The sequence below is a fragment of the Kineosporia sp. R_H_3 genome, from assembly GCF_002198675.1.
In the GTDB taxonomy this organism is placed as follows: domain Bacteria; phylum Actinomycetota; class Actinomycetes; order Actinomycetales; family Kineosporiaceae; genus R-H-3.
In genome coordinates this window covers 160,938-187,177 of record NZ_MWLL01000191.1, presented here as the reverse complement: position 1 = coordinate 187,177, position 26,240 = coordinate 160,938, and the positions used below count along the sequence as shown (strand labels likewise).

General features: G+C 74.2%; 23 protein-coding genes. 17 read left to right on the top strand and 6 right to left on the bottom strand.

All coding sequences use genetic code 11. The annotated features are described in order from the left end of the window. The first annotated feature begins 34 nt into the window (after positions 1 to 34). On the top strand, positions 35 to 2,065 hold the full coding sequence (locus tag ECOMGDLI_RS23535; RefSeq protein WP_088319272.1) for an FAD-dependent oxidoreductase: 2,031 nt from the start codon (positions 35 to 37) through the stop codon (positions 2,063 to 2,065). A gap of 107 nt (positions 2,066 to 2,172) precedes the next feature. Beyond that, positions 2,173 to 2,607 (top strand): iron chaperone, encoded by a 435-nt coding sequence (locus tag ECOMGDLI_RS23530; protein ID WP_088319271.1) that lies wholly within the window; start codon positions 2,173 to 2,175, stop codon positions 2,605 to 2,607. A 42-nt stretch (positions 2,608 to 2,649) separates the two neighbouring features. Here the strand turns inward: ECOMGDLI_RS23530 and ECOMGDLI_RS23525 are convergent, their stop codons facing one another. Together ECOMGDLI_RS23525 and ECOMGDLI_RS23520 are read right to left on the bottom strand one after the other, a co-directional pair. Then, positions 2,650 to 5,124, bottom strand: a complete 2,475-nt coding sequence (locus tag ECOMGDLI_RS23525; protein WP_088319312.1) for a glycogen/starch/alpha-glucan phosphorylase — start codon at positions 5,122 to 5,124, stop codon at positions 2,650 to 2,652. An 81-nt stretch (positions 5,125 to 5,205) separates the two neighbouring features. Continuing rightward, positions 5,206 to 5,790, bottom strand: coding sequence for a hypothetical protein (locus ECOMGDLI_RS23520; RefSeq protein WP_088319270.1), 585 nt, complete (start codon positions 5,788 to 5,790; stop codon positions 5,206 to 5,208). 210 nt (positions 5,791 to 6,000) lie between these two features. Here ECOMGDLI_RS23520 and ECOMGDLI_RS23515 point away from each other — a divergent pair, with 210 nt between their 5' ends. Both ECOMGDLI_RS23515 and ECOMGDLI_RS23510 read left to right on the top strand, forming a co-directional pair. Next, positions 6,001 to 6,228: a DUF2945 domain-containing protein gene (locus ECOMGDLI_RS23515; RefSeq protein ID WP_088319269.1), complete on the top strand. Its 228-nt coding sequence runs from the start codon at positions 6,001 to 6,003 to the stop codon at positions 6,226 to 6,228. Beyond that, the gene (locus ECOMGDLI_RS23510) at positions 6,228 to 6,758 is read left to right on the top strand and encodes a hypothetical protein (RefSeq protein ID WP_088319268.1); all 531 of its coding nucleotides are present in this window, start codon (positions 6,228 to 6,230) and stop codon (positions 6,756 to 6,758) included. The genes ECOMGDLI_RS23515 and ECOMGDLI_RS23510 overlap by 1 nt, the downstream gene beginning before the upstream one ends. Before the next feature lie 21 nt (positions 6,759 to 6,779). Here ECOMGDLI_RS23510 and ECOMGDLI_RS23505 read toward each other — a convergent pair whose 3' ends face one another. After that, positions 6,780 to 10,544: a SpoIIE family protein phosphatase gene (locus tag ECOMGDLI_RS23505; RefSeq protein ID WP_088319267.1), complete on the bottom strand. Its 3,765-nt coding sequence runs from the start codon at positions 10,542 to 10,544 to the stop codon at positions 6,780 to 6,782. Positions 10,545 to 10,592: 48 nt separating this feature from the next. Then, positions 10,593 to 11,555 (bottom strand): LysR family transcriptional regulator, encoded by a 963-nt coding sequence (locus ECOMGDLI_RS23500; protein ID WP_088319266.1) that lies wholly within the window; start codon positions 11,553 to 11,555, stop codon positions 10,593 to 10,595. Between the two features lie 75 nt (positions 11,556 to 11,630). Between ECOMGDLI_RS23500 and ECOMGDLI_RS23495 the strand changes: the two genes are divergently transcribed. From ECOMGDLI_RS23495 to ECOMGDLI_RS23485, 3 genes are read left to right on the top strand one after another with little or no spacing between them, the layout of a single operon-like run. Next, positions 11,631 to 12,830 (top strand): thiolase family protein, encoded by a 1,200-nt coding sequence (locus tag ECOMGDLI_RS23495; protein WP_088319265.1) that lies wholly within the window; start codon positions 11,631 to 11,633, stop codon positions 12,828 to 12,830. Further along, entirely contained in the window at positions 12,827 to 13,492 is a 666-nt protein-coding gene (locus tag ECOMGDLI_RS23490) for a 3-oxoacid CoA-transferase subunit A (RefSeq protein WP_088319264.1), read from the top strand. Before ECOMGDLI_RS23495 ends, ECOMGDLI_RS23490 begins: the two co-directional genes overlap by 4 nt. A gap of 59 nt (positions 13,493 to 13,551) precedes the next feature. Further along, complete coding sequence (locus tag ECOMGDLI_RS23485; protein ID WP_088319311.1) at positions 13,552 to 14,184, top strand: 3-oxoacid CoA-transferase subunit B; 633 nt, start codon at positions 13,552 to 13,554, stop codon at positions 14,182 to 14,184. 44 nt (positions 14,185 to 14,228) lie between these two features. Here the strand turns inward: ECOMGDLI_RS23485 and ECOMGDLI_RS23480 are convergent, their stop codons facing one another. Further along, positions 14,229 to 14,957: a GntR family transcriptional regulator gene (locus tag ECOMGDLI_RS23480; protein WP_088319263.1), complete on the bottom strand. Its 729-nt coding sequence runs from the start codon at positions 14,955 to 14,957 to the stop codon at positions 14,229 to 14,231. Positions 14,958 to 15,089: 132 nt separating this feature from the next. On the opposite strand from ECOMGDLI_RS23480, the gene ECOMGDLI_RS23475 reads away from it, so the two are divergent. From ECOMGDLI_RS23475 to ECOMGDLI_RS23430, 10 genes are all read left to right on the top strand, one after another. Further along, a complete protein-coding gene (locus tag ECOMGDLI_RS23475) occupies positions 15,090 to 16,178 on the top strand; it encodes an ABC transporter permease (RefSeq protein ID WP_198955123.1) in 1,089 nt (362 codons plus the stop codon). After that, a complete protein-coding gene (locus ECOMGDLI_RS23470) occupies positions 16,175 to 16,969 on the top strand; it encodes an ATP-binding cassette domain-containing protein (RefSeq protein WP_088319262.1) in 795 nt (264 codons plus the stop codon). Before ECOMGDLI_RS23475 ends, ECOMGDLI_RS23470 begins: the two co-directional genes overlap by 4 nt. A 97-nt stretch (positions 16,970 to 17,066) precedes the next feature. Continuing rightward, positions 17,067 to 18,077, top strand: coding sequence for a sugar ABC transporter substrate-binding protein (locus ECOMGDLI_RS23465; RefSeq protein WP_088319261.1), 1,011 nt, complete (start codon positions 17,067 to 17,069; stop codon positions 18,075 to 18,077). Between the two features lie 91 nt (positions 18,078 to 18,168). Next, positions 18,169 to 19,200 carry a zinc-binding alcohol dehydrogenase family protein gene (locus tag ECOMGDLI_RS23460; RefSeq protein ID WP_088319260.1) on the top strand — a complete coding sequence of 344 codons (1,032 nt, stop codon included), beginning with the start codon at positions 18,169 to 18,171 and terminating at the stop codon, positions 19,198 to 19,200. Continuing rightward, on the top strand, positions 19,197 to 19,514 hold the full coding sequence (locus ECOMGDLI_RS23455) for a UxaA family hydrolase (protein ID WP_088319259.1): 318 nt from the start codon (positions 19,197 to 19,199) through the stop codon (positions 19,512 to 19,514). The genes ECOMGDLI_RS23460 and ECOMGDLI_RS23455 overlap by 4 nt, the downstream gene beginning before the upstream one ends. Further along, positions 19,511 to 20,719: a UxaA family hydrolase gene (locus ECOMGDLI_RS23450; protein WP_198955122.1), complete on the top strand. Its 1,209-nt coding sequence runs from the start codon at positions 19,511 to 19,513 to the stop codon at positions 20,717 to 20,719. The genes ECOMGDLI_RS23455 and ECOMGDLI_RS23450 overlap by 4 nt, the downstream gene beginning before the upstream one ends. Continuing rightward, the gene (locus ECOMGDLI_RS23445) at positions 20,716 to 22,161 is read left to right on the top strand and encodes a mannitol dehydrogenase family protein (RefSeq protein WP_143447876.1); all 1,446 of its coding nucleotides are present in this window, start codon (positions 20,716 to 20,718) and stop codon (positions 22,159 to 22,161) included. The genes ECOMGDLI_RS23450 and ECOMGDLI_RS23445 overlap by 4 nt, the downstream gene beginning before the upstream one ends. A gap of 94 nt (positions 22,162 to 22,255) precedes the next feature. Beyond that, on the top strand, positions 22,256 to 22,852 hold the full coding sequence (locus ECOMGDLI_RS23440; RefSeq protein WP_233153600.1) for a bifunctional 4-hydroxy-2-oxoglutarate aldolase/2-dehydro-3-deoxy-phosphogluconate aldolase: 597 nt from the start codon (positions 22,256 to 22,258) through the stop codon (positions 22,850 to 22,852). Beyond that, complete coding sequence (locus ECOMGDLI_RS23435) at positions 22,849 to 23,958, top strand: sugar kinase (protein WP_233153599.1); 1,110 nt, start codon at positions 22,849 to 22,851, stop codon at positions 23,956 to 23,958. The genes ECOMGDLI_RS23440 and ECOMGDLI_RS23435 overlap by 4 nt, the downstream gene beginning before the upstream one ends. Positions 23,959 to 24,068: 110 nt before the next feature. After that, the gene (locus ECOMGDLI_RS23430) at positions 24,069 to 25,076 is read left to right on the top strand and encodes an aldose epimerase family protein (RefSeq protein ID WP_158221116.1); all 1,008 of its coding nucleotides are present in this window, start codon (positions 24,069 to 24,071) and stop codon (positions 25,074 to 25,076) included. A gap of 6 nt (positions 25,077 to 25,082) precedes the next feature. Here the strand turns inward: ECOMGDLI_RS23430 and ECOMGDLI_RS23425 are convergent, their stop codons facing one another. Continuing rightward, entirely contained in the window at positions 25,083 to 26,069 is a 987-nt protein-coding gene (locus ECOMGDLI_RS23425; protein ID WP_088319306.1) for a LacI family DNA-binding transcriptional regulator, read from the bottom strand. Positions 26,070 to 26,240 lie beyond the last annotated feature (171 nt).

Here is a 26,240-nt window from a genome sequence, read left to right as displayed (position 1 = left end):
GGACCCGACGCCTTGTGGCCCACAGGAGGCGCTCGTGGCGACCGACCCGCTGCTCACCCCCTTCCGTCTCAAGAGCCTGACTCTGCGCAACCGGATCGTCAGCACTTCGCACGAGCCGGCCTACAGCGACGACGGTCTGCCCAAGGACCGCTACCGGGCGTACCACGTGGAGAAGGCCCGGGGCGGGGTCGGGCTGACCATGATCGGCGGCAGTGCCCTCGTCAGCCGGGACAGCGCCCCGGCGTTCGGCAACCTGCAGGTGTGGAAGGACGAGTCCGTCCCCTGGATGCGCCGCCTCGCCGACGAGGTCCACGAGCACGGCGCCGCCGTCATGATCCAGCTGACCCACCTCGGCCACCGGACGAGCAACTACACCCACGACTGGGTCCCGGCGGTGTCCGCGAGCGCCACCCGGGAACCGGCCCACCGCGCCTTCGCCAAGGCCGCGGAGCAGTGGGACCTCGACCGGATCAAGGACGACTTCGTCCGCGGCGCGCAGGCCTGCCGGGAGGCCGGGCTCGACGGCATCGAGCTCATGCTCTACGGGCACTTCCTCGACTCGTTCTGGACGCCGTTCTGGAACCACCGCGACGACGAGTACGGCGGGTCCTACGAGAACCGGATGCGCTACCCGCTCGAGGTGATCCGCGCCGTCCGGGCCGCCGTCCCCGACGACTTCCTCGTCGGTGCCCGGGTCAGCTTCGACGAGGAGCGCGCACCCGGCGTCGGCCCGCAGGAGGCGCTGCGGATCGGCCGCGACATCGCCGCCGCCGGCATCGACTTCATCAGCCTCGTCAAGGGCTCGATCGAGAGCGACACGGCGCTGTCCCGGATGATCCCTCCGATGGGGACGCCCGCCTCGCCGCACCTGGAGTTCGCCGGCCGGATGAAGCGTGAGCTCACCGTGCCCGTCATGCACGCGGCCCGGATCGCCGACGTCGCGACCGCCCGCTACGCGATCGAGGCGGGTCTGCTCGACCTCGTCGGGATGACGCGTGCGCTGCTCGCCGACCCGTACCTGCCGCTCAAGGTCGCGACCGGCCAGGAGGACCGGATCCGGCCCTGCGTCGGCGCGAACATGTGCATCGACAGCATCTACACCAGCGGTGCGGCCTTCTGCATCCACAACCCGTCGAGCGGGCGCGAGCTCGAGGTGCCGCAGGTCGTCGCCCCGGCGGCGGCGCCGCGCCGGGTGGCGGTCGTCGGCGGCGGCCCCGCCGGGCTCGAGGCCGCCCGGGTCGCCGGTGAGCGCGGCCACGACGTGACCCTCTTCGAGGCGAACTCCGCGCTCGGCGGCCAGCTCGCCCTGGCGTCCCTGTCGCCGCGCCGGCGCGACCTGCAGGGGATCGTCGACTGGCGTGCCCAGGAGCTGGAGCGGCTCGGCGTCAAGGTGCACCTCGACACCTACGCGGAGGCCGACACGCTCGCGGCCGGCGGGTACGACGTCGTCGTCGTCGCCACCGGCGGCCTGCCCGGGCGGCCCGACGTCCCGGGGGCGCAGCTCGTCCTCGACGGGTGGGACGTCGTCTCGGGGGCGAAGCGGCCCACCGGCCGGGTGCTCGTCTACGACGACCACGGCGGCACCCAGGCCCTCGACGTCACCGAGGCGCTGCTGCGTGCGGGTGCCGAGGTCGAGCTCGTCACGCCGGAGCGGACGGTCTCGCCCGAGGTGGGTGCGCTCGTCGGGGCGGGCTACTTCGTCGCCCTCGCCGAGGGGGGCGTCCGGCAGACCGTGCTGCGCCGGCTGCTCTCGGTGGAGCGCGCGCCGGACGGGTTGCTCGTCACGCTCGGCGCCGAGGGGGCGAGTCGCACCGAGACCCGGCTCGTCGACGCCGTCGTCGCCGAGGTCGGCACCGTCGCGGTCACCGACCTCTACGACGAGCTCGTCCCCGGCTCGAGCAACCACGGCGAGGTCCGCGTCGAGGACCTGCTCGCCCTCCGGGCGCAGAGCGCCGTCCGCAACCCCGGCGGTACCTACCAGCTGTTCCGGATCGGGGACGCCGTCGCAGGCCGCAACGTGCACGCGGCCATGCTCGACGCGGCCCGGCTCGCCCGCGCGCTCTGACCCGTCGAACCGGTCAGGAATCGAGAAGCCCTGTCGTGGGGCCCGCACCTAGCCTCGTCGTGAAGGGCCGGTAGGGCATCGGCCGGACGTCACGAGGGGAGTCGACGATGGCAGGGAAGACCGACGGTTTCAGTGCGGCAGAGCGCGCCGCGATGAAGGAGCGCGCGGCCGAGCTGCGTGCCGAGGGCAAGAAGGGCGCGAAGAAGGCCGAGGGCCTGGAGGCCGTTCTCGAGGCCATCGCGAAGATGGCCCCGGACGACCGGGCGCTCGCCGAGCGGGTGCACGCGACGGTCACCGAGGCGGCGCCCGGGCTGTCGCCGAAGACCTGGTACGGGATGCCCGCCTACGCGAACGCTGACGGCAAGGTCGTCGTGTTCTTCCAGGACGCCGGCAAGTTCAAGTACCGCTACTGCACGCTGGGCTTCCAGGACGCCGCGACTCTCGACGACGGCGACATGTGGCCGACGGCGTACGCGCTGAAGGCGTGGAGCCCGGACGTCGAGAAGCAGGTCGCCGAGCTCGTGCGGGCCGCGACGTCCTGACCGGCACCGCCTGCGGCGGTGCCGGCCGGGACGGCCGGTGCGTCACACCGGCTCGGTGTGCCAGATCCGGTCGATGTAGTCGCGCATGGAACGGTCGGACGAGAAGAACCCGCACCGGGCGATGTTGAGGATCGCCGAGCGGCTCCAGGCCTCCTGGTCGCCGTAGGCCGCGTCGACCTTCGCCTGCGCGTCCACGTAGGCGCGGTAGTCCGCGAGGGCCATGAAACGGTCCTCGTGGAGCAGGTTGGAGACGAGCGGCTCGAAGGCCCCGCGGTCGCCGCCCGAGAACGCGCCCGACGAGATGAGGTCGATGGCGCGCTTGAGGTCGTCGTCCGCCTCGTAGAAGCTGCTCGGCACGTAGCCCCGCTCGCCGAGCGCGGCGACCTCGGGCTCGAGCATCCCGAAGAGGAAGAAGTTGTCGTCGCCGACGAGCTGGCGCAGCTCGACGTTCGCGCCGTCGTCCGTGCCGATCGTCAGGGCACCGTTGAGCGCGAACTTCATGTTGCCCGTGCCCGAGGCCTCCTTGCCGGCGAGCGAGATCTGCTCCGACAGGTCCGCCGCCGGGATGAGGGTCTCGGCGAGGGTGACGTTGTAGTTCGCCGGGAACGCGACGGTGAGCACGCCCTTGGCCCGGGGGTCGGCGTTGACCACGGACGCCACCGAGTTGATGAGGTAGATCGTCTCCTTCGCCATCCGGTAGCCGGGGGCGGCCTTGGCGCCGAAGATGAACGTCCGCGGCACGATGTCCGCCGGGTCGACGCGGCCGGAGACGAGCCCCTCGTACAGCGTGACGATGTGCAGCAGCTTGAGCGACTGACGCTTGTACTCGTGCAGCCGCTTGACCATGACGTCGAGCATGCTGCCCTCGGGCAGGTCGTACCCGTCACGACGCTGCAGCAGCTCGAACAGCCGGGTCTTGTTGGCCTGCTTCACCTCCCGGAAGCGGGCCCGGAAGCCGGCGTCGTCGGCGAGCGGCTCGAGGCCGCGCAGCCGGTCGAGGTCGGTGACCCAGCCGTCGCCGACCGCCTCGGTGATGAGCCCGGACAGCCTCGGGTTCGACTGCCGGACGAAACGGCGGGGCGTGACGCCGTTGGTGACGTTGATGAACTTCTCCGGCCACAGCTCGGAGAAGTCCGGGAGCACCTTGTCGCGCAGCAGCTCGGAGTGCAGGGCCGCCACACCGTTGACCTTCGTCGCCGCGACGGTGGCGAGGAACGCCATCCGGACGCCGCGCTCGGGGTAGTCGGAGATGATCGACATCCGGCGCACGCGCATCTCGTCGCCCGGGAACGCCGCGCGGACCTCGTCGAGGAACTCGGCGTTGATCCGCTCGATGATCTCCAGGTGGCGCGGCAGCAGCCGGCCGATGAGCTCGACGGGCCACACCTCGAGGGCCTCGGGCAGCAGCGTGTGGCACGTGTAGGCGAAGCACTGCCGGGTGATGTCCCAGGCCTTGTCCCACGGCTGCTTGAGGACGTCCACGAGCAGGCGCATGAGCTCGGGGACGGCGATCACCGGGTGGGTGTCGTTGAGCTGGAAGATGATCCGCTCCGGCAGCGCGGCCGGGTCGAAGGTGCTGTGCAGCACCTCGAACAAGTAGTCGGCCAGCGAGCAGGCGACGAAGAAGTACTGCTGCTGCAGCCGCAGCTCCTTGCCCTGCGGCGTGGAGTCCTCGGGGTAGAGCACCTTGGAGATGTTCTCCGCGAACGTCTGCGCGCGGACCGCCTCGGCGTAGTCGCCGGCGTTGAAGATCTCCAGGTCGAACGCCTTCGTGGCGCGGGCGCTCCACAGCCGCAGCGTGTTGACCCGGCCGTTGCGGTACCCGGGGACCATGTAGTTGTAGGGCACGCCGAGGACGTTCCAGCCCGGCACCCAGCGGGTGCGCTCCTGCCCGTCCTCGTCCACGTACGTCTCGGTGTGGCCCGCGAAGTTGACGAGCTGCGACGACTCCGGGTGCGGGAACTCCCACGGCCCGCCGAGGGTCAGCCAGGTGTCCGGCTGCTCGACCTGGCGCCCGTCGACGAACGTCTGCCGGAAGATGCCGTACTCGTACCGGATGCCGTAGCCGATGCACGGCACGCTCATCGTCGCGAGGGAGTCGATGAAGCAGGCGGCGAGCCGGCCGAGGCCGCCGTTGCCGAGCCCGGGCTCCACCTCCTGGTCGCGCAGCGTGTCCAGGCTCAGGCCGCAGGCGGCCAGGCCCTCCTCGACGACGTCCACCAGGCCGGTCGCGAGCAGCGCGTTGTCGAGCTGCCGGCCGAGCAGGTACTCGGCCGAGAGGTACCCGACCGCCTTGACCGGGTTCTTCCGCTGCTGGGCGATCGCCTCGAGCCAGCGGGCCATGAGGTACTGCCGCACCGTGCGGGCGAGTGCCAGGTGCTGGTCGTTGACCGAGGCCCGGGCCAGCGACACACCCTGACCGAAGTTGAGCTCACGCAGGAACGCACCGACGAAGCCGTCGACGTCGGTCTCGGGAGACTGGACAGGGGCGAGCGCCCGATCGTGGGTGGGGACCACGCGGGGCCCCTTCACGGGATCGATGACGTAGTCGTTGTCGGTCACCCTGCAAACGTATACACCGTGATCGGCCCTCGGCGGTCAGAGCGACAGACAGGGCCGGTCCGGGAGGGTCCCGACGACCGTCGGGCCGTCGTCCGGCTCCGGGCCGCCGGCGGCGAGGTACCCGACGAGGCAGCCGCCCGGGACCTGCACGGCGTAGACGAGAGAGCCTGCCGGGGCGGGGTCGTCGGTGCGTGCCGTCCGGGCCTGCGACTGCCGGAACCCCGCGGCGCGCAGCGTCACCAGCACGTCCTCGGAGGTGCGCTCCGGAGGCGGCCCGTACGGCGGGGCGAGCAGGGCGGCGACGCGGGCCCGGTCGCGCCGCAGGCCGGCCGCGCGCCCCGGGTCGACGGGCCCGCGGGACAGCCGGTCGGCGGCCACCCGCTCGCAGGAGGGCAGGTCGCCGGCCGGTGCGGGCGTGTCGCCGGCCGCGCACCCCGCGGCCGGGCCGCGGTCGCCGGTGACGCGCGCCGCCGCGGCCGGTGCGGACGCGCCCTGCGGGGGCGGGGCCAGGGTCTGCAGCGTCACGTAGCCGAGGCCGAGAGCGCCGCACAGCAGCACGACGGCGACGGCGCGCTCCGGCCGGCGCGGTGCCGCGGGCCGGCGCTGCACGGGCAGGGACATCGGCGGCGCTCGCAATCGGGCCGGGCGGTGGGTGCGTGGTGCGGCGGACGCCGGCACGTCATCGACGTTAGCCCGCGCCGGGCGGTGCGGCGATCGGTTCCCCGACGCGACGGTGTGACGAAGATCCGGTGGTCCGGGTCCCGCAGCTCCCGCCGGCGTGCGGACGCTCTTCGCGCGCATCACCCTCCCGCCGCTGGGTAACCGGAGGTCATGAGCGAGCTGGAGAAGGGCGACCACGTCACCTGGCGGTCCCACGGCGGGACGGCGGAGGGCGAGGTCGAGAAGAAGATCACGTCGGACACCGAGGCGGCGGGCCGCACCGTGCGGGCGTCGACGGACGACCCGCAGTACCTGGTGCGCAGCGACACGTCGGGCGGCGAGGCGGTGCACAAGCCGTCGGCGCTGCACAAGACGTCGGCGCCGCACGAGGACGACTGATGCAGGGACGCCGGGCAGGCCTGCCCGACCTGGGGTCGGCGCAGGGCTGGGCCGGCCGGATCCTCGTCGACCGTGACGGCATGGAGATCGGGATCTGCCGCACGATCTTCACGGACGACGACACCGGCCTGCCGGAGTGGGCGACGGCCGACGTCCGCGGGCGACCGGTCCTCGTGCCGCTCGTCGACGCCGTGGAGTCCGGCCCGCGCGTGCGGGTCGTCGTCCGGGGCGTCGACGTCGCCGGCGCCCCGCAGGCCCAGGACGACCGGCACGTGTCCGTCGAGGAGGAGGAACGTCTCTACCGGCACTACGGCATCGCGTACTCGCGCGCCGGCTCCGGCAGCGGCCTCCCGGTGGGCCCCGCCGAGGCGCAGCGTGCTCGCCACCTGGCGGCGACGCGGGAGGCGCGCCGTCGCCGCACCCTCGTGCTGGCCCTGGAGGCGGCGGTCGTCCTCGCCGCAGTGGTCGGTGCGGTCGTGGTGCGGCGGCACGGCGCGGCCGCGGGCGCCGGGCGCGCGCGACACCCCTGAGCCGTCGGCCCACCGGAGCCGTCAGCCCACCGGGAGCACGCACCACACGGCCTTGCCGCGGTCCGTCGGCCGGGTGCCCCACCGCTCGGTGACGCGGGAGACGAGAACGAGACCGCGGCCGTGCTCGTCGTCGGTGGTGGGCCGCTGCTTGCGCGGCAGGTAGGCGGCCGCGTCGTGCACCTCGACGACGACCCGTCGGCCGTCGTGGCGCAGTCGCAGCTCGACGGGCGGGCGCCCGTGGACGATCGCGTTGGTGGTCAGCTCGGTCACGACGAGCAGGACGTCGTCCGCGCGCCCCGGCGGGAGCGACCAGCGGCGGAGGACGTCGGCCACGGCGTGCCGGATCCCTTGGACCGCAACGGCTGCGTCGGCCACCGGCCAGCTGTGCGTCATCGTGCCGGCGGACTCGCCCAGGAAGTCCGCGAGGAGGATCGCCACGTCGTCGTCCGCGCCGTCCGGCAGCAGCTCCGCGACGAGCTGGTCCGGGGTGACGGCGTCCACGCCCGCGCGTCCCAGCACCGCGGCGAGCGCGTCGACGCCGGCGTCGATGTCGCTGTCGCGGCGCTCGACGAGACCGTCGGTGTAGAGCGCCACCGTCGCCGGACCGGTGAGCAGGACGGTCTCCTCCTCCAACGTGAAGGGTCCGGTGCCGAGCGGCTGCCCAGCGGTGTCGGCGAGGCGCCGGACGTGCGAGCCGCCGCTGACGAGCAGCGGGGGCAGGTGCCCGGCGTTCGCGAAGGTGAAGGTCCGGTCGCCCGGGTCGTACACGGCGTAGAGGCACGTGACGATCTGGTCGTCGCCGAGGTCGCGGACGACGCCGTCGAGCAGCTCGAGGACGTCCGCGGGCCGCAGGTCCAGCCGGGCGTAGGCGCGCGCCGAGGCCCGCAGCTGCGCCATGATCGCGGCCGCCCGGACACCCCGGCCCATGACGTCACCGATGACGAGCGCGGCCCGGCCGGCGCCCAGCTCGATGACGTCGTACCAGTCACCACCGATGTGAGCGCCCTCGACACCTGCCCGGTAGAACGTCGCGATCCTCAGGTGGTCCGGGGTGATCCAGCGCTCCGGCAGCAGGCTCAGCTGGAGCTCCCGGGCGATCTCGTGCTCCCGGGCGGCCGCCTCCCGCGCGGCCGCGGCGGCGGCCTGCAGCTCGACGGCCCTCAGCTGCTCGGTGACGTCCTGCGAGCTGCCGCGCAACCGGGTCCGGTCACCGGTCACCGACTCCACGAGCTCGCCGAGCACCCGGTTGGTGCGCACCTCGCCGTCCGGCCGCACGAACCGCACCTGGAGGTCGAGCGGCTCCCCCCGTGCGGCCCTGGCCAGTGCGGCGCGGACGAGGCCGGAGTCCTCGGGGTGGATAACCTGGCTCAGCGCGCCCTCGAGCCCGAGCTCGCTCAGCTCCGCGGCCGACAGACCGGTCTGCCGGACGAGCTCGTCGCACGCCGACAGCGCGCCGGTCGCGAGGTCCAGCTCCCAGCTGCCGACGGCGGCCAGCCGTTGCGCCTGGTCGAGGAGGCTCCGGTTGTGCTCGAGCTCGACCGCGTTGCGGCGGCTGCGGTCCAGCTCGAGGTTCGACCGGACCCGCGCCGTCAGCTCACGGGCGGAGAACGGTTTGACGAGGTAGTCGTCCGCCCCCGCGTCGAGGCCCTCGACGGTCGCCTCGTCGCCGGCCCGGGCGGAGAGCAGGATGACCGGGATGTCGGCGGTCGCGTCGTCCCCGCGCAGCTTCTGGAGCAGGCCGAAACCGTCGAGCCCCGGCATCATGACGTCGGAGACCACGATGTCGGGACGGCGCTCGCGGACGCGATCGAGGGCGGCGAGCCCGTCACCGGCGACGGTGAGGTCGTACGTCGGCGACAGCAGCGACACCAGGTAGTCGCGCATGTCGGCGTTGTCGTCGACGACGAGCACGTGCGGTGCGTCCGGGTCGGCCGCGCGGTGCCGCGCCGGGTCGTCCGGGGCCTGCGACCAGCGCAGCGCCTCGGTGAGGAAACCCTCCACCTGCCGGTCCGCGGTGCCGCTCCGCGGCGGGCCGGCCGGCCGGACGACCTGCTCGGGAGGCAGGTGCTCGGTGCCGCGGCGGACCCGGACCCGGAAGGTGCTGCCCTGGCCCGGGGTGCTCTCCACCCCGACGCTCCCGCCGTGCAGCTCCGCCAGCTCGGCGACGAGGGCGAGCCCGATGCCCGACCCCTCGTGGCTGCGCGAGCGCGCCCCGAGGACGCGGTGGAACCGTTCGAAGAGGCGCTTCTGCTCGTCGGCGTCGACGCCGATACCGGTGTCGGCCACGGCGAGCTCCACCGTCTGGTCGTCCCCCGACACCGTGACCCGGACCCCGCCGGCGAACGTGTGCTTGAGCGCGTTGGACAACAGGTTGAGGACGATCTTCGACCACATCTCGTGGTCGACGTGGGCGACCACGTCGGCCCCGGCGCCTACCTCGGTGTCCCCCTCGACCTCGACGACGAGGTCCAGCCCGGCCGCCTCGAACGCCGGCCGGAACATCCCGGCGAGCTCCTGCGTCGCGCCGCCCAGGTCGAGCGGCTCGTAGCGGGCCGCCATCCGCCCCGACCCGAGCCGGGAGAAGTCCAGGAGCATGTTGACGAGCTTGAGCAGCCGGACGGCGTTGCGGCGCATGACCTCGAGCCGCTCGCGCTGCGTCGCGTCGAGCGGGTGCGCGGTGTCGGCGAGCGCGTCCTCGGCCGGGCCGAGCAGGAGCGTCAGCGGGGTCCGGAACTCGTGGCTGACGTTGGTGAAGAAGCTCGTCTTCGCGCGGTCCAGCTCGGCGAGGGCCTCCGCGCGGGCCCGCTCGGCCTGGTAGGCGCGCGCCGCGGCGACCCCGGTGCCGAGGTGCCCGGCCACGAGGCGCAGGAAGCCCGCGTACTCCTCGTCGTACGGCCGGTACCGGTTGAGGCCCACGACGACGAAGCCGCTCACGGCGTCCGTCGCGGTCTGCCCGAGCGGCAGGACGGCGGCCCGGTCGGGCGGCTGCGGCCACGCGCCCGAGGGGATGTCGGGGAAGCGGGACCGCAGGTCGACGACGCACTCCCGGCCCGCCGCCGCGCTCGCGAGCGGCCAGACCGGATCCGTCGCCGTGGCCCGGAGGACGCGCGGCGCGACCGGGTCGCCGGCCGCGGTCCCCGTCGCGGACACCAGGCGGGCGTCGCCGTCGGCGTCGAAGAGGTACGTCGCCGTGAAGGGCAGGCACCACGGGTTGGCCGCGAGATGAACCCGTGCGGAGGTGAAGACGTCCGCCTCCTCGCGGACGACCGACCGGTCGGTGCCCAGGTCCCGCAGCGTCCGCATCCGCCGCTCGCCGATGACCCGCTCGGTCTCCTCGCTGACGACGCAGAGCATCCCTGCCGCCGCGCCCTCGTCGTCCACGAGAGGGCTGTACGAGAACGTGTGGTAGCTCTCCTCGACGTACCCGTTGCGCTCGAGGAAGAGCAGCAGGTCCTCGTCCCACGTGGCCTCACCGGTGCTCACGACGTGCTCGATCCGCGGGCCGATGTCGGGCCAGATCTCCTTCCACACCTCGCGTGCGCTGCGGCCCAGGGCCCAGGGGTACTTCGAGCCGAGGGTGTCGCGCCGGTACGCGTCGTTGCAGAAGAAGGTCAGCTCGGGGCCCCACGCCATCCACATGGAGAACCGCGAGGAGAGCATGGTGCGGACGGCGTTCGCGAGGGCGTGCGGCCAGCGTCCGGGCGGGCCCAGGGCATGCTGCTCCCAGGGCACCTCGAGGAGGTCCGCGCCCACGGTGCCGGCACGGGACAGCGCGTGCTCGATCACCGACGGGGTCCTGTCACGCGTCCGGTCCTCTCGCGGGTCCTTGGAGGATTAGACACGGTTCGGCGGTACGCGCATGTCGATCTTGGAGTGTGCTCCGCCGGTCGTAACCGCAGCGCCGGGCCGCCTTGCCCCGGCGACCAGGTCGACGACGGCGTCCACCGCCCGCAGCAGGTGCGGCTCGGCGCGGTCCCGCAGCCGCGCGAGGGCCAGCTCGACGGTCCCGGCCCCGCGCAGCGGCAGGTGCACCACCCCTGGTAGCCCGAGCGTGGTCGCCGGTTCCGGGACGACGGCGACGCCGAGCCCGCCCGACACCAGCGTGAGCAGGGTCGACGTCTCGGCCGCCTCGTGCCGCACCCGCGGCTCGAAGCCGGCGTCCCGGCACAGGCCCACGACCCGGTCGAACATCACCGAACCGCCACCTCCGGTGTGGACGAGCAGGTCGACGTCGCGCAGGTCCCGGACGGCGAGCCGGCGCCGCGCGGCGAGGGCGTGGTCGGCCGGCAGGGCGACGACGAGCCGGTCCTGACGCAGCGGGAGGACGACGACCGAGGGCTCGTGGACCGGCGTGCGCAGCAGCGCGAGGTCGATGTCGCCCGAGCGCAGCGCCGTGAGCTGGTCCGGCACGAGCATCTCGCCCCGGAACGAGAACTCGACGCCGGGCAGCGCCGCCGTCAGGCCACGGGCGAGCCGGGGGAGCAGGCTGTAGGTGACCGAGCCGACGCACCCGACGGTCAGCGTCCCGACGCTGCCCGTGGCCACCAGGCGGGCCTCCTGCGCGGCGTCGTCCAGGTCGGCGAGCACCCGACGGACCCGCTCCAGGTACGCCGACCCGGCCGCCGTCAGGTCCACCCGCCGGGTCGTCCGCCGCAGCAGCTCGACCCCGAGCTCGCGCTCCAGGGCGCGGATCTGCTGGGACAGCGGGGGCTGCGCCATGTGCAGGCGCTCGGCGGCCCGGCCGAAGTGACGCTCCTGCGCGACCATCGCGAAGTAGCGCAGGTGGCGCAGCTCCATAGATACCTCGTAGGTCTCAATCGCACGTGATACCGGTCTTGGAGAATATCGGTGCCGCCGCGTAGCGTCGCACCTGTGACCGACTCCTACCTCTACGCCGCCGTCCGGACGCCGTTCGGCCGCTTCGGCGGGGCGCTGGCCGGCGTCCGGCCGGACGACCTCGCCGCCACCGCGCTCGACGCCGTGCTGCGCCGGGTCCCCGCCCTCGACCGCGCCGAGGTCGACGAGGTCGTGTGGGGCTGCGCCAACCAGGCGGGCGAGGACAACCGCAACGTCGGCCGGATGGCCGTGCTGCTCGCCGGCCTGCCGACCTCGGTGCCCGCGACGACGGTGAACCGGCTCTGCGGTTCCTCGCTGGACGCCGTGCTGCAGGCCTCCCGGCTGGTCGAGACCGGCGACGCCGAGGTCGTCGTCGCGGGCGGCGTGGAGTCGATGACACGGGCGCCGTGGGTGCTGCCCAAGCCGGACCGGGCGTTCCCCGCCGGCAACGTCACCGGGGCCTCGACGACGCTCGGCTGGCGGCTCGTCAACGAGCGGATGCCGGCCGGGTGGACGGCGTCGCTCGGGGAGTGCAACGAGCAGGTCGCACAGAGCACCGGCATCACCCGGCAGCAGCAGGACGAGTTCGCCGCCCGGTCGCACCGGCTCGCCGCGCAGGCCTGGGCGGAGGGCTTCTACGACGACCTCGTCGTCCCGGTGCCGGGGGTCGACCTCGCCCGCGACGAGAGCATCCGCGACGGCACCACCCCGGAGAAGCTCGCGGGACTCAAGCCGTCCTTCCGGCCCGACGGCACGATCACCGCCGGCAACGCGTCGCCGCTCAACGACGGCGCCAGCGCCCTGGTCCTCGGGACGGCGTCCGCCGCGGACCGGCTCGGCACCGCACCGCTGGCCCGGGTCGCGGGCCGCGGGGCCACGGCGAACGACCCGAACCTGTTCGGCCTGGCCCCGATCGAGGCCGCGGGTGCGGCGCTGCGCCGGGCCGGGGTCACCTGGTCCCAGGTCGGCGCGGTCGAGCTCAACGAGGCCTTCGCCGTCCAGTCGCTGGCCTGCGTCGACGCCTGGCTGAAGGACGGCCTGCGCGACCCGGAGCTGGTCAACGCCAAGGGCGGCGCGATCGCGATCGGCCACCCGCTCGGAGCGTCCGGCGGGCGGGTCGTCGCCACCCTCGCGGCCCGGCTGCGCGCCGACGGCGAACGGTACGGCGTCGCGGCGATCTGCATCGGCGTCGGCCAGGCGCTCGCCGTCGTCCTGGAGAACGAGGACGCGGCATGACCGTCCTGGTCTGCGCCGACGCCGACGAGGCGGTCGCCGGCGTCCGCGACGGCTCGACCGTGCTCGTCGGGGGGTTCGGGATGGCCGGGATGCCGGTCGCCCTCATCGACGCGCTGATCCGGCAGGGCGCCACCGACCTCACGGTCGTCTCGAACAACGCCGGCAACGGGGACACCGGGCTGGCCGCGCTGCTCGCCGCCGGCCGGGTCCGCAAGGTGGTCTGCTCCTTCCCGCGCCAGTCCGACTCCTGGGTCTTCGACGGCCTCTACCGGCAGGGCCGCGTCGAGCTCGAGCTCGTGCCGCAGGGCACGCTCGCCGAGCGGATGCGGGCCGCCGGTGCGGGGATCGGCGCGTTCTACTGCCCGACGGGCGTGGGCACGCCGCTCGCCGAGGGCAGGGAGACCCGCGAGATCGACGGGCGTGTCCACGTGCTGGAGTACCCGTTGCACGGCGACGTCGCGCTCGTCGGTGCCTACCGCGCCGACCGGATGGGCAACCTCGTCTACCGCAAGACCGCGCGCAACTTCGGCCCCGTGATGGCCACCGCCGCGACGACCGTCGTCGCCCAGGTCCGGGAGGTGGTCGACGTCGGCGCCCTCGACCCGGAGGCGGTCGTCACCCCGGGCATCTACGTCGACCGGGTCGTGGAGGTGGGGTCGTGAGCGCGCAGTCCCTCGTCGCCGGCGTCCTGGCCGGCCCGGCCGACCTGGACGCCGTCCCGATGACGGCCCCCGGCCCGCTCGACAAGCACGCGATGGCGGCGCTGGTGGCCCGCGACATCCCGGCCGGGTCCTTCGTCAACCTCGGGATCGGGCAGCCCACCCTCGTCGCCGACCATCTCGCGGCGGACTCCGGTGTCGTCCTGCACACCGAGAACGGCATGCTCAACATGGGCCCGGCCGCCGTGGGCGACGAGATCGACCCGGACCTGACGAACGCCGGCAAGATCCCGGTCACCGAGCTGCCGGGTGCCGCCTACTTCCACCACGCGGACTCCTTCGCGATGATGCGCGGCGGTCATCTCGACGTCTGCGTCCTCGGGGCCTTCCAGGTCTCCGCCCGGGGAGACCTCGCCAACTGGCACACCGGTGCACCCGACGCGATCCCGGCGGTGGGCGGTGCGATGGACCTCGCGACCGGGGCCCGGCAGGTGTTCGTCATGATGACCCTGTTCGCCAAGGACGGGACACCCAAGCTCGTGCCGTCGTGCACCTATCCGCTCACCGGGCTCGCCTGCGTCTCCCGGCTCTACACCGAGCACGCGGTGCTCGACCTCGGGCCGGACGGTGCGGTGCTGCGCGAGACGTTCGGCTGCAGCGCCCGCGCGCTCGTCGAGCGGCTCGGGCGGGGGTAGCCCGCAGCGGGCGCCCGCAGTCGGACGACCGCGGCCGGGCCGGGTCAGGCCGTCGGCAGGGTCGCGGCCCTGCCCGAGGCGAAGACGTCGTCGATCCGGCGCATCGCCGTCGTCAGGTGGGCGCGCATGGCCTCCGCCGCGGCGTCGGGGTCGCGCTGGGCGATCGCCTTGGCGATCGCGAGATGCTCGGGCTTGGTGGCCGCGGCCTGCTGCGCGTGGTGGTAGAGCCGGTACATGTGCAGGTGGCTGCGCAGGTGCCCGAGCGACTCGCGCAGCCACGGGTTGCCGGACAGCTCCGCGACCCGGTCGTGGAACGTCGCGTCGTACAGCATGTCGAGCCGGTTGGCCGCCGCGTCGTTGTTGCCGCCGCTGCCCCCGGTGCGGGCGAACGCGCGCAGCGCGGCGGCCTGCTCGGCGGTCACGGCGCGCGCCGCGGCCGCCGCGGCGGCGGGTTCGACGATGAGCCGGAAGTCGATGAGCAACCGCAGCTCCTCCACCCCGATGAGCGGCGCCACGGTGTAGCTGCGGCGCGGCTCCTTCACGACCAGACCGCCGGCCTCCATGCGCGCGAGCGCCTCCCGGACCGGGGTCGGCGAGACACCCAGCGCGCGGGCGAGCGCCTCGATGTTCAGCCGGGCGCCGGGCTCGAACGCGTGGTTCATGAGCATGTCGACGAGGACGTCGTGGACGTCGTCGACGAGCGGCTGGCGCCGTGCGAGGCGCTCGACGAACGCCGGGGCGTCCGCGGTCGGTGCGAGGTCGGGGTGCTCCACGGGTCTCCATGCTGTCGTCGCTCAGCGCATCATAGAGGACTTCTCCAGGTGGAATCCTATAGGAAATTGTCTGTTGACTGTATGTGATCGGCTCGCTAACGTTCCGGCGCACCAGCACAGGAAGGGGGCGACGTGGCCCGACAAGCTCCGCAGCCGGCGCTCGCCGTGGCCGCCGGCAGCGCTCCCGAGGAACCGCCCCGGGCCGCAGCGGCAGGACGCGGGCTGACCCTCGCGCTGGCGGTCCTGCGCGCCGGACCGGTGGCGATCCTCGGCCTGCTCGTCCTCCTGCTCGGCCTGGTCTCGGACGTGTTCTGGTCGCTGGAGAACATCGGCAACGTCCTGAACCAGTCGGCGGTGATCTGCGTCCTGGCCCTCGGCCAGCTGCTCGTCGTCGTGACCCGTGGCATCGACCTGTCGGTCGGGTCGAACCTGTCGCTGAGCGCCGTCGTGGGGGCGCTCGTGTGGCAGCACCAGTCGTCCACGGTGCTCGCCGTCGCCGCGGCGCTCGCGACCGGCACGGCCGTCGGGCTGGTGAACGGCCTGCTGTTCGTCAAGGGCCGGCTGCCGCACCCGTTCATCCCCACGCTCGCGATGCTCACCGCGGCGAGCGGGCTGGCCCTGTACCTCTCCCACAGCGAGACCATCCAGGGGGCACCGCCGCTGGTGGACGAGGTCGGCGCCGGCCGGATCGCCGCCGTCCCCGGCGGCGGCGACATCGGGTGGTTCCCGACGGCGACCTTCGTCGTCGTCGCGGTCGCCGCCCTGCTGGTCCTCGCGACCCGCGGGCTCGTCTGGGGGCGCTGGGTCTACGCGGTCGGCGGCAACCCCGAGGCCGCGGTCCGCAACGGGATCCCGGTGCCCTCGGTCCTCGTCTCCGTCTACGCCGTGTGCGGCCTGCTCGCCGGGGTCGCCGCGCTGCTCACGATGGGCCGGGCGGACGCCGGGTCGCCGACGGCCGGCGCCCTCGCCGAGCTCGACGCGATCGCGGCGGTCATCATCGGCGGCGCGAGCTTCCTCGGCGGCCGTGGGACGGTGCTCAACGCGCTGACCGGCGCCTTCGTCATCGCGGTGATGCGCAACGGGCTCAACCTGCTCGGCATCGACCCGAACTGGCAGTACATGGCCACCGGCGTCGTCATCGTCGTCGCGGTCGAGCTCGACGTCGTCCGGGGCCACCTCGAGAGCCGGTTCCGCAGCCTGCAGGCGGTGAGCGCGCCGTGACCGCGACCTCCTCGACCTCGCCGACCTCCCCGACCCCCGTCCTGCAGGTCCGGGACGCCGCCAAGCGCTTCGGCGCGGTCCGCGCCCTCGACGGGGTCTCGTTCGACGTCGGCCGCGGCGAGGTGGTCGCCCTGCTCGGTGACAACGGCGCCGGGAAGTCCACGCTCATCAAGGCCATCAGCGGGGTCCACCGCCTCGACGCCGGGTCCGTCGTGCTCGACGGCGTCGACATCACCGCGGCAGGGGCGATGGCGGTGCGGGCGCACGGGGTCGAGACCGTCTACCAGGACCTCGCGCTCTTCGACAACCTCGACCCGGCGGCCAACTTCTTCGCGGGCCGCGAGCTGGCCGGGCCGTCCCGGCTTCCGCGTGCGCTGCGGCTCATGCGGCACCGGCAGATGACCGACCGCACCCGCGAGCTGCTCGACCGGCTCCAGGTCAGCCTGCCGGACCTCGACGCCCCGGTCGCGCTCATGTCCGGCGGCCAGCGCCAGGCCGTGGCGGTCGCCCGGGCCGTGGCGTTCTCCTCGAAGCTCGTCATCCTCGACGAGCCGACGGCGGCGCTCGGCCTGCGGGAGTCGGCGCGGGTCCTCGACCTCGTCCGGCGCCTCAAGGACGACGGCGTCGCCGTGATCCTCATCTCGCACAGCATGGACCAGGTGATGGCGGTCGCCGACCGGGCCATCGTCCTGCGCCGCGGCCGGTCGGTCGGGGAGACGGCCCCCACGGCCGACAACCACGAGCGCCTGGTGGCGTGGATCGTCGGCGCCGCCGGCCACCAGACCATCTGACCGCACCGTCCGACGCGCACCCGCTGACCCGCAACGGTTCCACCTCCACCCTGTTCGCGATCACCCCGCCCGCCCATCACCCAGCAGGGAGTTCATCATGAGAAGCCGGAAGATCCTCGTCTCGGTGGGCGGCGCGCTCGCGCTGGTCACCGCCGGGTGCGGAGGCGGCAGCAGCGGTGCGACGCCCGCCGCCTCGTCGCAGGCCCCGTCGTCCGCCTCGCCCGCGGCGACGACCTCGACCGACGCCGCGGCCGGCCCGGTGAAGGTCGCCTTCATCACCAAGTTCCCCGTCGCCTTCTTCACCGCGATGGACGACGCGGCGAAGGCCTGGTCCGAGCAGAACCCCGGTGTCGCGGACATCTCGTACTTCTCCTGCAAGTCCCCGTCGGACGTCCCGTGCCAGACGGCACAGATCGAGGACGCCGTGGCCAAGGGCTTCCAGGCGATCGTCATCACCCCGATGGGCCCGGAGGTCGTGCCGGCGATGAACGCCGCCGCGGACAAGGGCCTCAAGGTGATCCTCGTCGACAACAACCTCGAGGCCTTCACCAAGCGGACCGCCGTCGCCGCGACGGACAACGTCAAGGGCGGCGAGGCCGCGGGCGCCTACCTGAAGTCGGTGCTCAAGTCCGGCGACACGATCGGTCTCATGGAGGGCGTCCGTGGCGTCCCCGCCCTCGACGCCCGGATCCAGGGCGTCAAGGACGCCCTGGAAGGCACCGGGGTCAAGGTCATCATCGGTGGCGCGGAGACCAAGTGCGACGCCGCGAAGGGGGCCACGGTCGCCCAGGACCTCCTGACCCGTGCCCCGAAGCTCACGGCCATCTACTCGGCCTGCGACGACCCGGCGATCGCCGCGGCGAAGGTGGCCAAGCAGAAGGGCAAGAAGGTCCTCGTCATGGGCTACGACGGTCTGCCGGACGCGGCCAAGGCGATCCAGGCCGGTGACATGCGGGCCACCATCGCGCAGTTCCCCGGGAAGATGGCGTCCCTCGGGGTCGAGGCGGCCGTCAACGCGGTCCAGGGCAAGCCCGTCGAGGCGTTCATCGACACCGGCACGGCGCTGGTGACGACGGACAACGCCGCGGACTTCCTGAAGTTCCAGTGAGCCGGAGCGGGCCCGCGGCGGTCGCCGCCACGGCTGCGGCGGGCCCGCTCCTTCGACGTCCCCCGGGGGGACCGGACGAGAGGTACGGCTCGTGCTCGCGGCAGTGCTGACAGGACCGGGACGGCTCGAGCTCGTCGAACGACCGGAGGAGCCGGACCCTGGGCCGGGCGAGGTGCTCGTCGCCGTCCGCCGGGTCGGGATCTGCGGGACGGACTACCACGCCTACGACGGCACGCAGAACTTCATCGAGTACCCGTGCGTCCTCGGGCACGAGCTCGCCGTCGAGGTCCTGGCCGTCGGCCGTGACGTCACGCGGGTCGCTCCCGGTGACCGGTGCGCCGTGATGCCCTACCTGTCGTGCGGTGCGTGCGTCGCCTGCCGGCGAGGCCGCAGCAACTGCTGCGAACGCATCGAGGTGCTCGGCGTGACCCGTCCCGGCGGTCTGCGCGAGCGGATGCTGCTGCCGGCGGCGCAGCTCTTCCCGGGCGACGGGCTCGCGCTGGAGCAGCTCGTCCTCGTCGAGACGCTCGGGATCGGCTGGCACGCCGTGCGACGGGCGGCCCCCGGCCCCGACGACACGGTGCTGGTCCTCGGCGCGGGACCGGTCGGGCTCGCGGTCGCGCAGGCCGCGCGGCGGACGGCGGCGCGGGTCCTGCTGGCAGACCCCGTGCCCCGGCGGGTCGGCTTCGCGGCAGGCGCCGGGCTGCACGCCTTCGTCGTCGGCGGCGACCTCGTCGCGCGGGTCCGGGAGCACGCCGCCGGTGAGCTGCCCTCCGTGGTGTTCGACGCCAGCGGGAACCACGCCTCGATGGAGCGGGCGTTCGAGCTCGTCGGCCCGGGCGGCCGGCTCGTCTTCGTCGGGCACACCCGGGGCGTCGTCACCTTCGCCAACCCGCGCTTCCACGCGAGCGAGGTGACGCTGCACGCGTCCCGCAACGCGACGGCGCAGGACTGGGAGCAGGTGCTCGCCGCCGTCCGCGACGGGTCGCTGGACGCCACCGCCTGGGTCAACCACCGCAGCACGCTGACTTCCGTCGTCGACGACCTGCCCCGGCTCGCGTCCTCGCCGGGCCACGTCGTCAAGGCGGTCGTCGACCTCGGCCCCGAGGAGGAGCGACCGTGACCGGGTCGCCGGCCGCCGACGGCCCCTACGACCTGCTGCTGCTCGCGACCGGCGACGACGTGGCGGTCGCCGTCCGGGACCTCGCCGCGGGCCCGTGGCGGACGTCGGACGGCCGGGTGCTGCGCACGACCGGGCCGCTGCGCCTGGGCCACAAGGTCGCGGTGCGGGCCATCGCCGCCGGCGAGCACGTCGTCCGGTCGGGGATGTCCATCGGCTCGACGACCGCCCCGGTGGCCGCCGGGGACTGGGTCCACACCCACAACCTCAGGAGCGACTACATCGTGACCTTCGCGCACCGCGGCGGTGAGGAGTGACCACGCCCCCCGCGCCGTTGCTCGGCTACCCCCGGACCGACGGCCGGGTCGGCATCCGCGACGTCGTCGCCGTCGTCTACCTCGTCGAGTGCGCGCGCGCCGTCGCGGACGCCATCGCCGCCGGCCGCGACGACGTCCACGTCATCGGCTTCGGGGGCTGCTACCCGAGCAGCTACGCCCACCGGATGCTCGAGCTGCTCTGCACCCACCCGAACGTCGGTGCCGTGGCACTCGTCTCGCTGGGCTGCGAGGGGTTCGACCGGGAGGGGCTCGCGTACGCCGTGGCCGCCTCCGGCCGACCGGTGGCGACGTTCGTCATCCAGGCCGAGGGCGGCACCCGGGCCACCGTGGCCCGCGGCCGGGCCTGGGTCGACGAGACCCGGGCCCGGTCCGCGGACGCCCGGACGGTGCCGTTCACCCTGGCGGACCTCGTGGTCGGGACCATCTGCGGCGGCTCGGACGGCACGAGCGGGATCACCGCGAACCCCGTGGTCGGCCGGGTCTTCGACCGGCTCGTCGCCGCCGGCGGGACGGCGGTCTTCGAGGAGACCGGCGAGCTCATCGGGTGCGAGCAGCACATGGCCGAGCGGGCCGTCACCGCGGAGCTCGGCGCGCAGATCGTCGCCCGGGTCGAGAAGGCGGCCGCCTACTACACGGCGATGGGGCACGGCAGCTTCTCGCCCGGCAACGCCGAGGGCGGGCTCACGACGCTCGAGGAGAAGTCGCTCGGGGCGTACTCGAAGTCCGGCAGCGGGCCGATCCACGGTGTCGTCACGCCCGGGCAACGGGTCCCGGCGCCCGGGCTGTACCTGCTCGACGTCGTCCCCGAGGGCCCGCCGCGATGGGGGTTCCCGAACATCAACGACAACGCCGAGATCGCCGAGCTCGTCGCCGCCGGGTCGCACGTGGTGCTGTTCACGACCGGGCGCGGGTCGGTGGTGGGTTCGGCGGTGTCGCCGGTGCTCAAGATCTGCGCCAACCCCGAGACCTACCGCCGGATGAGCGACGACATGGACGTCGACGCCGGCCGGATCCTCGAAGGCCGCGAGGGGATCGACGACGTCGCCGACGAGGTCCTCGGCCTGCTGCACGCGGTCGCCGCCGGCCGGCCCACCGCGAGCGAGGAGCTGGGCCACCGGGAGTTCGTGCTCACCTACAAGTCGAGCGAGCCGACCGGGCCGGCGTGCCTGCCGACGGTGCGATGACCCGCCCCCCGCGGTGGACCGGATACGACCGCAGCCGGCTCCGGCCGACCGTCGTCCACATCGGGCCGGGGGTCTTCCACCGCGCGCACCAGGCGGTCTACTGCGACACCGTGCTGCGCACCGGCGAGCGGACCGGCGCCGTGCAAGGCATCTCGCTGCGCTCGCCCGCTGTGCGGGACGCGCTGGCGCCCGACGGTTTCGTCTACCACGTGGTGGAGCGCGGCACGGTGGAGCGGGTCCGGCCCGTCGGGTCGGTCCTCGACATCGCCGTCGCGTCCGAGGACGTCGGGGCGGCCCTGGCCGCGCTGACCGACCCCGCCGTGACGGTCGTGACGGTGACGGTCACCGAGCACGGGTACTGCGCGGTCGCGCCGGGCGGCCCGCTCGACGTCGACCGGCCGGAGGTCCGGCACGACCTCGGCGCGCCCACGGCACCCCGCTCGCTGCCCGGGCTGCTCGTCGAGGCCCTGCGCCTGCGGCGGGCGGCCGGCACGGCGCCGTTCACCGTGGCCTCCTGCGACAACCTGCCCGGCAACGGCGCAGCGGTCGCCCGGGTCCTCGAGGGGTTCGCGGAGTGCCTCGACCCCCGGCTGGCGGAGTGGATCCGTGGCGGGGTGGCCTTCCCGTCGTCCATGGTCGACCGGATGGTGCCGGCGACGACCGACGCCGACCGGGTCCGGCTCGCCGCCGCGGGCGTGGACGACGCCTGGCCCGTCGTCACCGAGCCGTTCTCGCAGTGGGTGCTCGAGGACGTGTTCCCGACCGGCCGGCCGCGGTGGGAGCTCGCCGGCGTCGAGCTCGTCGCCGACGTCACGGCCTACGAGCACGCGAAGCTGCGCGTCCTCAACGCCGCGCACTCGGCGTTCGCCTACTGGGGGCTGCTCGCCGGGCACCGGTTCGTGGCGCAGGCCGCCCGGGACCCGGCGCTGCTGGCCGCCGTCGAGGACCTGCTCGCCCGTGAGGTGCTCCCGACGCTGGAGTGCCCACCGGGCTGGGACCTCCCGACCTACGCCGAGGACGTGCTGCGCCGCTTCTCGAACGCGGCGCTGCCCTACACGACCGCGAAGGTGGCCGGGGACGGCTCGCAGAAGCTCGCCGTGCGGGTGCTGCCGACGGTCCGGGCGCGCCTCGCCGCCGGGCTGGCGGCACCGGTCTGCGCCCGGCTGCTCGCCGCCTGGGTGGTGTGCGTGGCGGGCCCCCGGGCGCCCGGCCTCGGCGTCGTGGACGCCGCCCTCAGGGCCGCCGGGCACCCGCCGGGCGCAGCGCCCTCCCCGGACGTCGCGGCCGACCGGCTCCTCACCCTGCCGGGTCTGCTCGACCCCGCCGACCCGCTCGAGCGGGCGTACCTCGCGCACGTGCGTAACGCCGTCCGCACGCTCTGGGACGGCGCCCCGGCGCCCGTCCCGACGGCACCCGGACCCTCGACCGTGGAAGGAAGGTAGCGCCATCACCGGTCACACCAGCCCCTCCGTCGCCCCCGTCCCGCCGGGCGCCGCCGGCGGCCCGATCACCGACCTGCTCGCCGGCATCCCCGTGGTGCCCGTCGTCGTCCTCGACTCGGCCCGCGAGGTCCCCGAGCTGGCCGCCGCGCTGCGCGACGGCGGGCTGCCGTGCGCCGAGGTCACCCTGCGCACCCCCGGTGCGCTGGACGCCCTGCGCGCCTTCGCCCGCGAGCCCGGCACGGTCGTGGGCGCCGGCAGCGTCCGGACCGGCGCCCAGGTCGACGAGGTGGTCGACGCGGGGGCGCGGTTCGTCGTCAGCCCCGGTCTGAGCGAGCAGGTCCTCGCCCGCTGCCGCGCGCGTGGCGTGCCCGTCCTGCCGGGGGTGGCCACGGCCACCGAGATCATGCGGGCGCTCGACGCCGGCGTCGACGTCGTCAAGGTGTTTCCCGCGGGCCGGCTCGGAGGCCCGGGCGGTGTGCGCGACCTCGCTGCACCGTTCCCGGGCCTGCAGGTCCTGCCGACCGGCGGCGTCCGGGCGGCCGACCTCGCCGAGTACCTCGCGGTCGACGCGGTGGCCGCGGTGGGCGGCAGCTGGATGGTGGCGGCCCCGCTGGTCCGGGCCGGCCGCTACGACGAGGTCCGGCGGCTGACGCAGGAGTGCGTCGCCATCGCCCGCGAGGTCCGGCCGTGACCGGCGGACCGGTCGTCACGACCCGGCCGCCGGACGGGTGCCGTTGGGACGCCGTGGCTCTCGGCGAGGTGATGCTCCGCCTCGACCCGGGCGAGGGCCGGATCCGGACCGCGCGGCAGCTGCGGGTCTGGGAGGGTGGCGGCGAGTACAACGTCGCCCGCGGGCTGCGCAAGTGCTTCGGGCTGCGGACGGCGGTCGTCACCGCGCTGGCGGACAACGAGGTGGGCCGCCTCGTCGAGGACCTCATCTGCACCGGAGGGGTCGACACCGCGCTGGTGCGGTGGGTGCCGTACGACGGGCTGGGGCGCTCGGTGCGCAACGGCCTGAACTTCACCGAGCGCGGCTTCGGCGTGCGGGGTGCCGTCGGCGTCTCCGACCGCGGGCACACCGCGGCCTCCCTCATGCGGCCCGACGACGTCGACTGGGACCACCTGTTCGGCGTCGACAGGGTCCGCTGGCTGCACACCGGGGGCATCTTCGCCGCCCTCGGCGAGCGCACCGCGGACGTCGCCGAGGCGGCCATGTCCGCCGCCCGCCGGCACGGCACCGTCGTCTCCTTCGACCTCAACTACCGGCCGAGCCTGTGGCGCGACTTCGGCGGGCCCGCGCGGGCCCGTGAGGTCAACCGGCGTCTCGTGGAGCACGTCGACGTCCTCATCGGCAACGAGGAGGACTTCAGCGCGGCCCTCGGGTTCGAGGTGCCCGGCCTGGACGCGAGCCTCACCGGCCTCGACGTCGACGCGTTCGCGACGATGATCGACGGCGTCGTCGCCGAGCTGCCGCACCTGTCCGTCGTCGCGACGACGTTGCGGGAGGTGCGGTCGGCGACCCGGAACGACTGGGGCGCGGTCGCCTGGGCCGGCGGCCGGCTGCACCGGGCCACGCCGCGGCCCGACCTGGAGATCCTCGACCGCGTCGGGGGCGGCGACAGCTTCGCCTCCGGGCTCGTCTACGGGCTGCTCGGCGGGCTGGACGTCGCGCAGGCGGTCGAGTACGGCGCCGCGCACGGCGCGCTCGCGATGACGACGCCGGGGGACACCTCGATGGCCACGCTCGCGGAGGTCCGGCGGCTCGTCGACGGCGGGGGTGCCCGGGTCGTCCGGTGAGGCGGCCGGTCGGGCCGCAGGATCCGGAACTGACTGTTGACGCAGGGCTGTTAGCGCTAACTATGCTTTCGCGTGCATCGTCGCCCGCGCCGACCGGAAGAGGCTGCCCCGTGCCGCACCGAGACGAGAACGAGATCGTGACCTGCTCCGCGGGCGGCGTCCTCCTGGAGACCCTGGCGACCGGGGCCCGGGTCCGGCGGCTGCGGGTCGAGGCCGGCACGGGCCCCCGCGAGGTCGTCCTGGGGCACCGGGAGGTGGCCGAGTACGCGGCGGCGGGCGACCACATGGGCGCGACGGTGGGGCGGTTCGCGAACCGGATCTCGGGGGCCCGCCTCGAGCTGGGCGGTCGCTCGTACCCCCTGTCCGCCAACGAGAACGGCAACACGCTCCACGGCGGCGCGGCCGGCTTCGGGGCCCGGGTCTGGACGGTCGTGTCGTCCACGGCGGACCGGGTGGAGTACGCGCTGACGAGCCCGGACGGCGACCAGGGCTTCCCCGGTACGGTGCACGCGACGTCCGTCTACCAGGTGCACCCGGACGGCGTCGGGCTCGAGCTGCGGGCCACCTGCGACGCGCCCACGGTCGTGAGCCTCACCAACCACGCCTACTTCAACCTGGCCGGTCGCGGCTCGATCGACGACCATCTGCTGACGGTCCCGGCCGACTCGTACACGCCCACGGACGACCTACTCATCCCGACCGGCGAGGTCGCCCCCGTCGCCGGGACGGCGCTCGACCTGCGCGTGCCGACGCGGATCGGCACGGCGGTCCGGCGACCGGACGACGACGTGCTCACCGCCCCCCGGGGGATCGACCACAACCTCGTCCCCGACGGCACGGGGCTGCGGGTGGTGGCCGTGCTCGAGGTGCCGGACCTGCGCCTGACCGTCCACAGCGACGCACCGGGGCTGCAGGTCTACACGGGCAACTTCCTCGACGGGTCCACCCGCGGGCTCGACGGTGCGCCGATCCGCCAGGGCGACGGGCTCTGCCTGGAGCCGCAGGACTTCCCGGACACGCCGAACAAGCCGGCCTTCGGGTCGTGCGAGCTGCTCCCCGGGCAGACGTGGCTGCGCCGGATCCGGTGGACCTTCGAACCGCTCGTCCCCGGCGCGTAGCGGGCGTCAGCCCCGGGGCGGCGGAGCCGTCGAGGCCCGGACGACGAGCTCGGGGCGGATCGTCGTCCGGTGCGGCCCGGTGGGCTCGTGGACGTGGCCCAGCAGGACGTCGAGCGCCGTCCGGGCCAGGGCCGCGAAGTCCTGCCGGACCGTCGTCAGCGGCGGGCGGAAGTAGGCCGACTCCGGGACGTCGTCGAAGCCGACCACGCTGACGTCCTCGGGGACCCGCCGACCGTGCTCCCCGAGCGCCCGCAGGATGCCCAGGGCCAGGTGGTCGTTCGCGGCGAACACGGCCGTCACGTCGGGCATGCGCGCGATGACCTGGCCGGCCTCGTAGCCCGCGGCCGCCGTCCAGTCCGCCGGCAGCAGCGGAGGCACCTCGCGGCCCGCCTCCTCGAGCGTGCGCCGCCAGCCCTCGATCCGGCCCGTGCTGTCGAACCAGCCGGCGGGGCCGCTGACGTGCCACACGGTCTGGTGCCCGAGCCCGAGCAGGTGCTCGGTCGCGAGCCGGGCGCCGAGCGCCTGGTCGACCGAGACGACGCTGCGGTCGACGTCCGGGCCGGCGTCGATGAGGACCAGCGGCAGGTCCCGCGCGATCGACGCCAGCGCGAGGTCCGGCGTCGCCACCGGGGCGAGGATCGCGATCCCGCAGACCTGCTGCGCCAGCAGGCTGTCGATCCCCTGCGAGATCGACGCGCCGTCGAGCTCGCGCAGGCTCGCCACGCTCACCGCGAACCCGGCGTCCGCCGCGGCCTGGCCGAAGGCGGTCTGCATGGAGGCCGGGCCGTAGAGGGTCGACCCCTGGGCGATGATCCCGACCGTGTCCGAGCGCCCGGTCGCCAGTGCCCGGGCGGCCCGGTTGGGCCGGTACCCGAGCTCCTGGATCGCCGCGAGCACCCGCAGCCGGGTGCGGTCGCTGACGTTCGGGTGGTCGTTGAGCACCCGGGACACCGTCTGGTGGGAGACCCCCGCCAGCCCTGCGACGTCGGCCATGGACGGGTCGCGCGTCTGCTTGCCGCCGGTCATGCCGGACGGCCCGGGGCGGCTCTGGGTCACGGCTGCATGATAGCCAGCCGCCTGTTAGTGCTCACTACGAGACCCGGACCGTCGTCCTGGTCCGGCCTCCGACGGCTCGCGAAGCGTTGACCGGTCGGCGATTGCTTC

Bases quoted from the DNA above. Each gene is read 5' to 3' on its own strand.
- ECOMGDLI_RS23530 (WP_088319271.1), top strand. From the start codon at position 2,173: ATGGCAGGGAAGACCGACGGTTTCAGTGCGGCAGAGCGCGCCGCGATG.
- ECOMGDLI_RS23520 (WP_088319270.1), bottom strand. From the start codon at position 5,790: ATGTCCCTGCCCGTGCAGCGCCGGCCCGCGGCACCGCGCCGGCCGGAG.
- ECOMGDLI_RS23515 (WP_088319269.1), top strand. From the start codon at position 6,001: ATGAGCGAGCTGGAGAAGGGCGACCACGTCACCTGGCGGTCCCACGGC.
- ECOMGDLI_RS23510 (WP_088319268.1), top strand. From the start codon at position 6,228: ATGCAGGGACGCCGGGCAGGCCTGCCCGACCTGGGGTCGGCGCAGGGC.
- ECOMGDLI_RS23500 (WP_088319266.1), bottom strand. From the start codon at position 11,555: ATGGAGCTGCGCCACCTGCGCTACTTCGCGATGGTCGCGCAGGAGCGT.
- ECOMGDLI_RS23490 (WP_088319264.1), top strand. From the start codon at position 12,827: ATGACCGTCCTGGTCTGCGCCGACGCCGACGAGGCGGTCGCCGGCGTC.
- ECOMGDLI_RS23485 (WP_088319311.1), top strand. From the start codon at position 13,552: ATGACGGCCCCCGGCCCGCTCGACAAGCACGCGATGGCGGCGCTGGTG.
- ECOMGDLI_RS23465 (WP_088319261.1), top strand. From the start codon at position 17,067: ATGAGAAGCCGGAAGATCCTCGTCTCGGTGGGCGGCGCGCTCGCGCTG.
- ECOMGDLI_RS23445 (WP_143447876.1), top strand. From the start codon at position 20,716: ATGACCCGCCCCCCGCGGTGGACCGGATACGACCGCAGCCGGCTCCGG.
- ECOMGDLI_RS23425 (WP_088319306.1), bottom strand. From the start codon at position 26,069: ATGGCCGACGTCGCAGGGCTGGCGGGGGTCTCCCACCAGACGGTGTCC.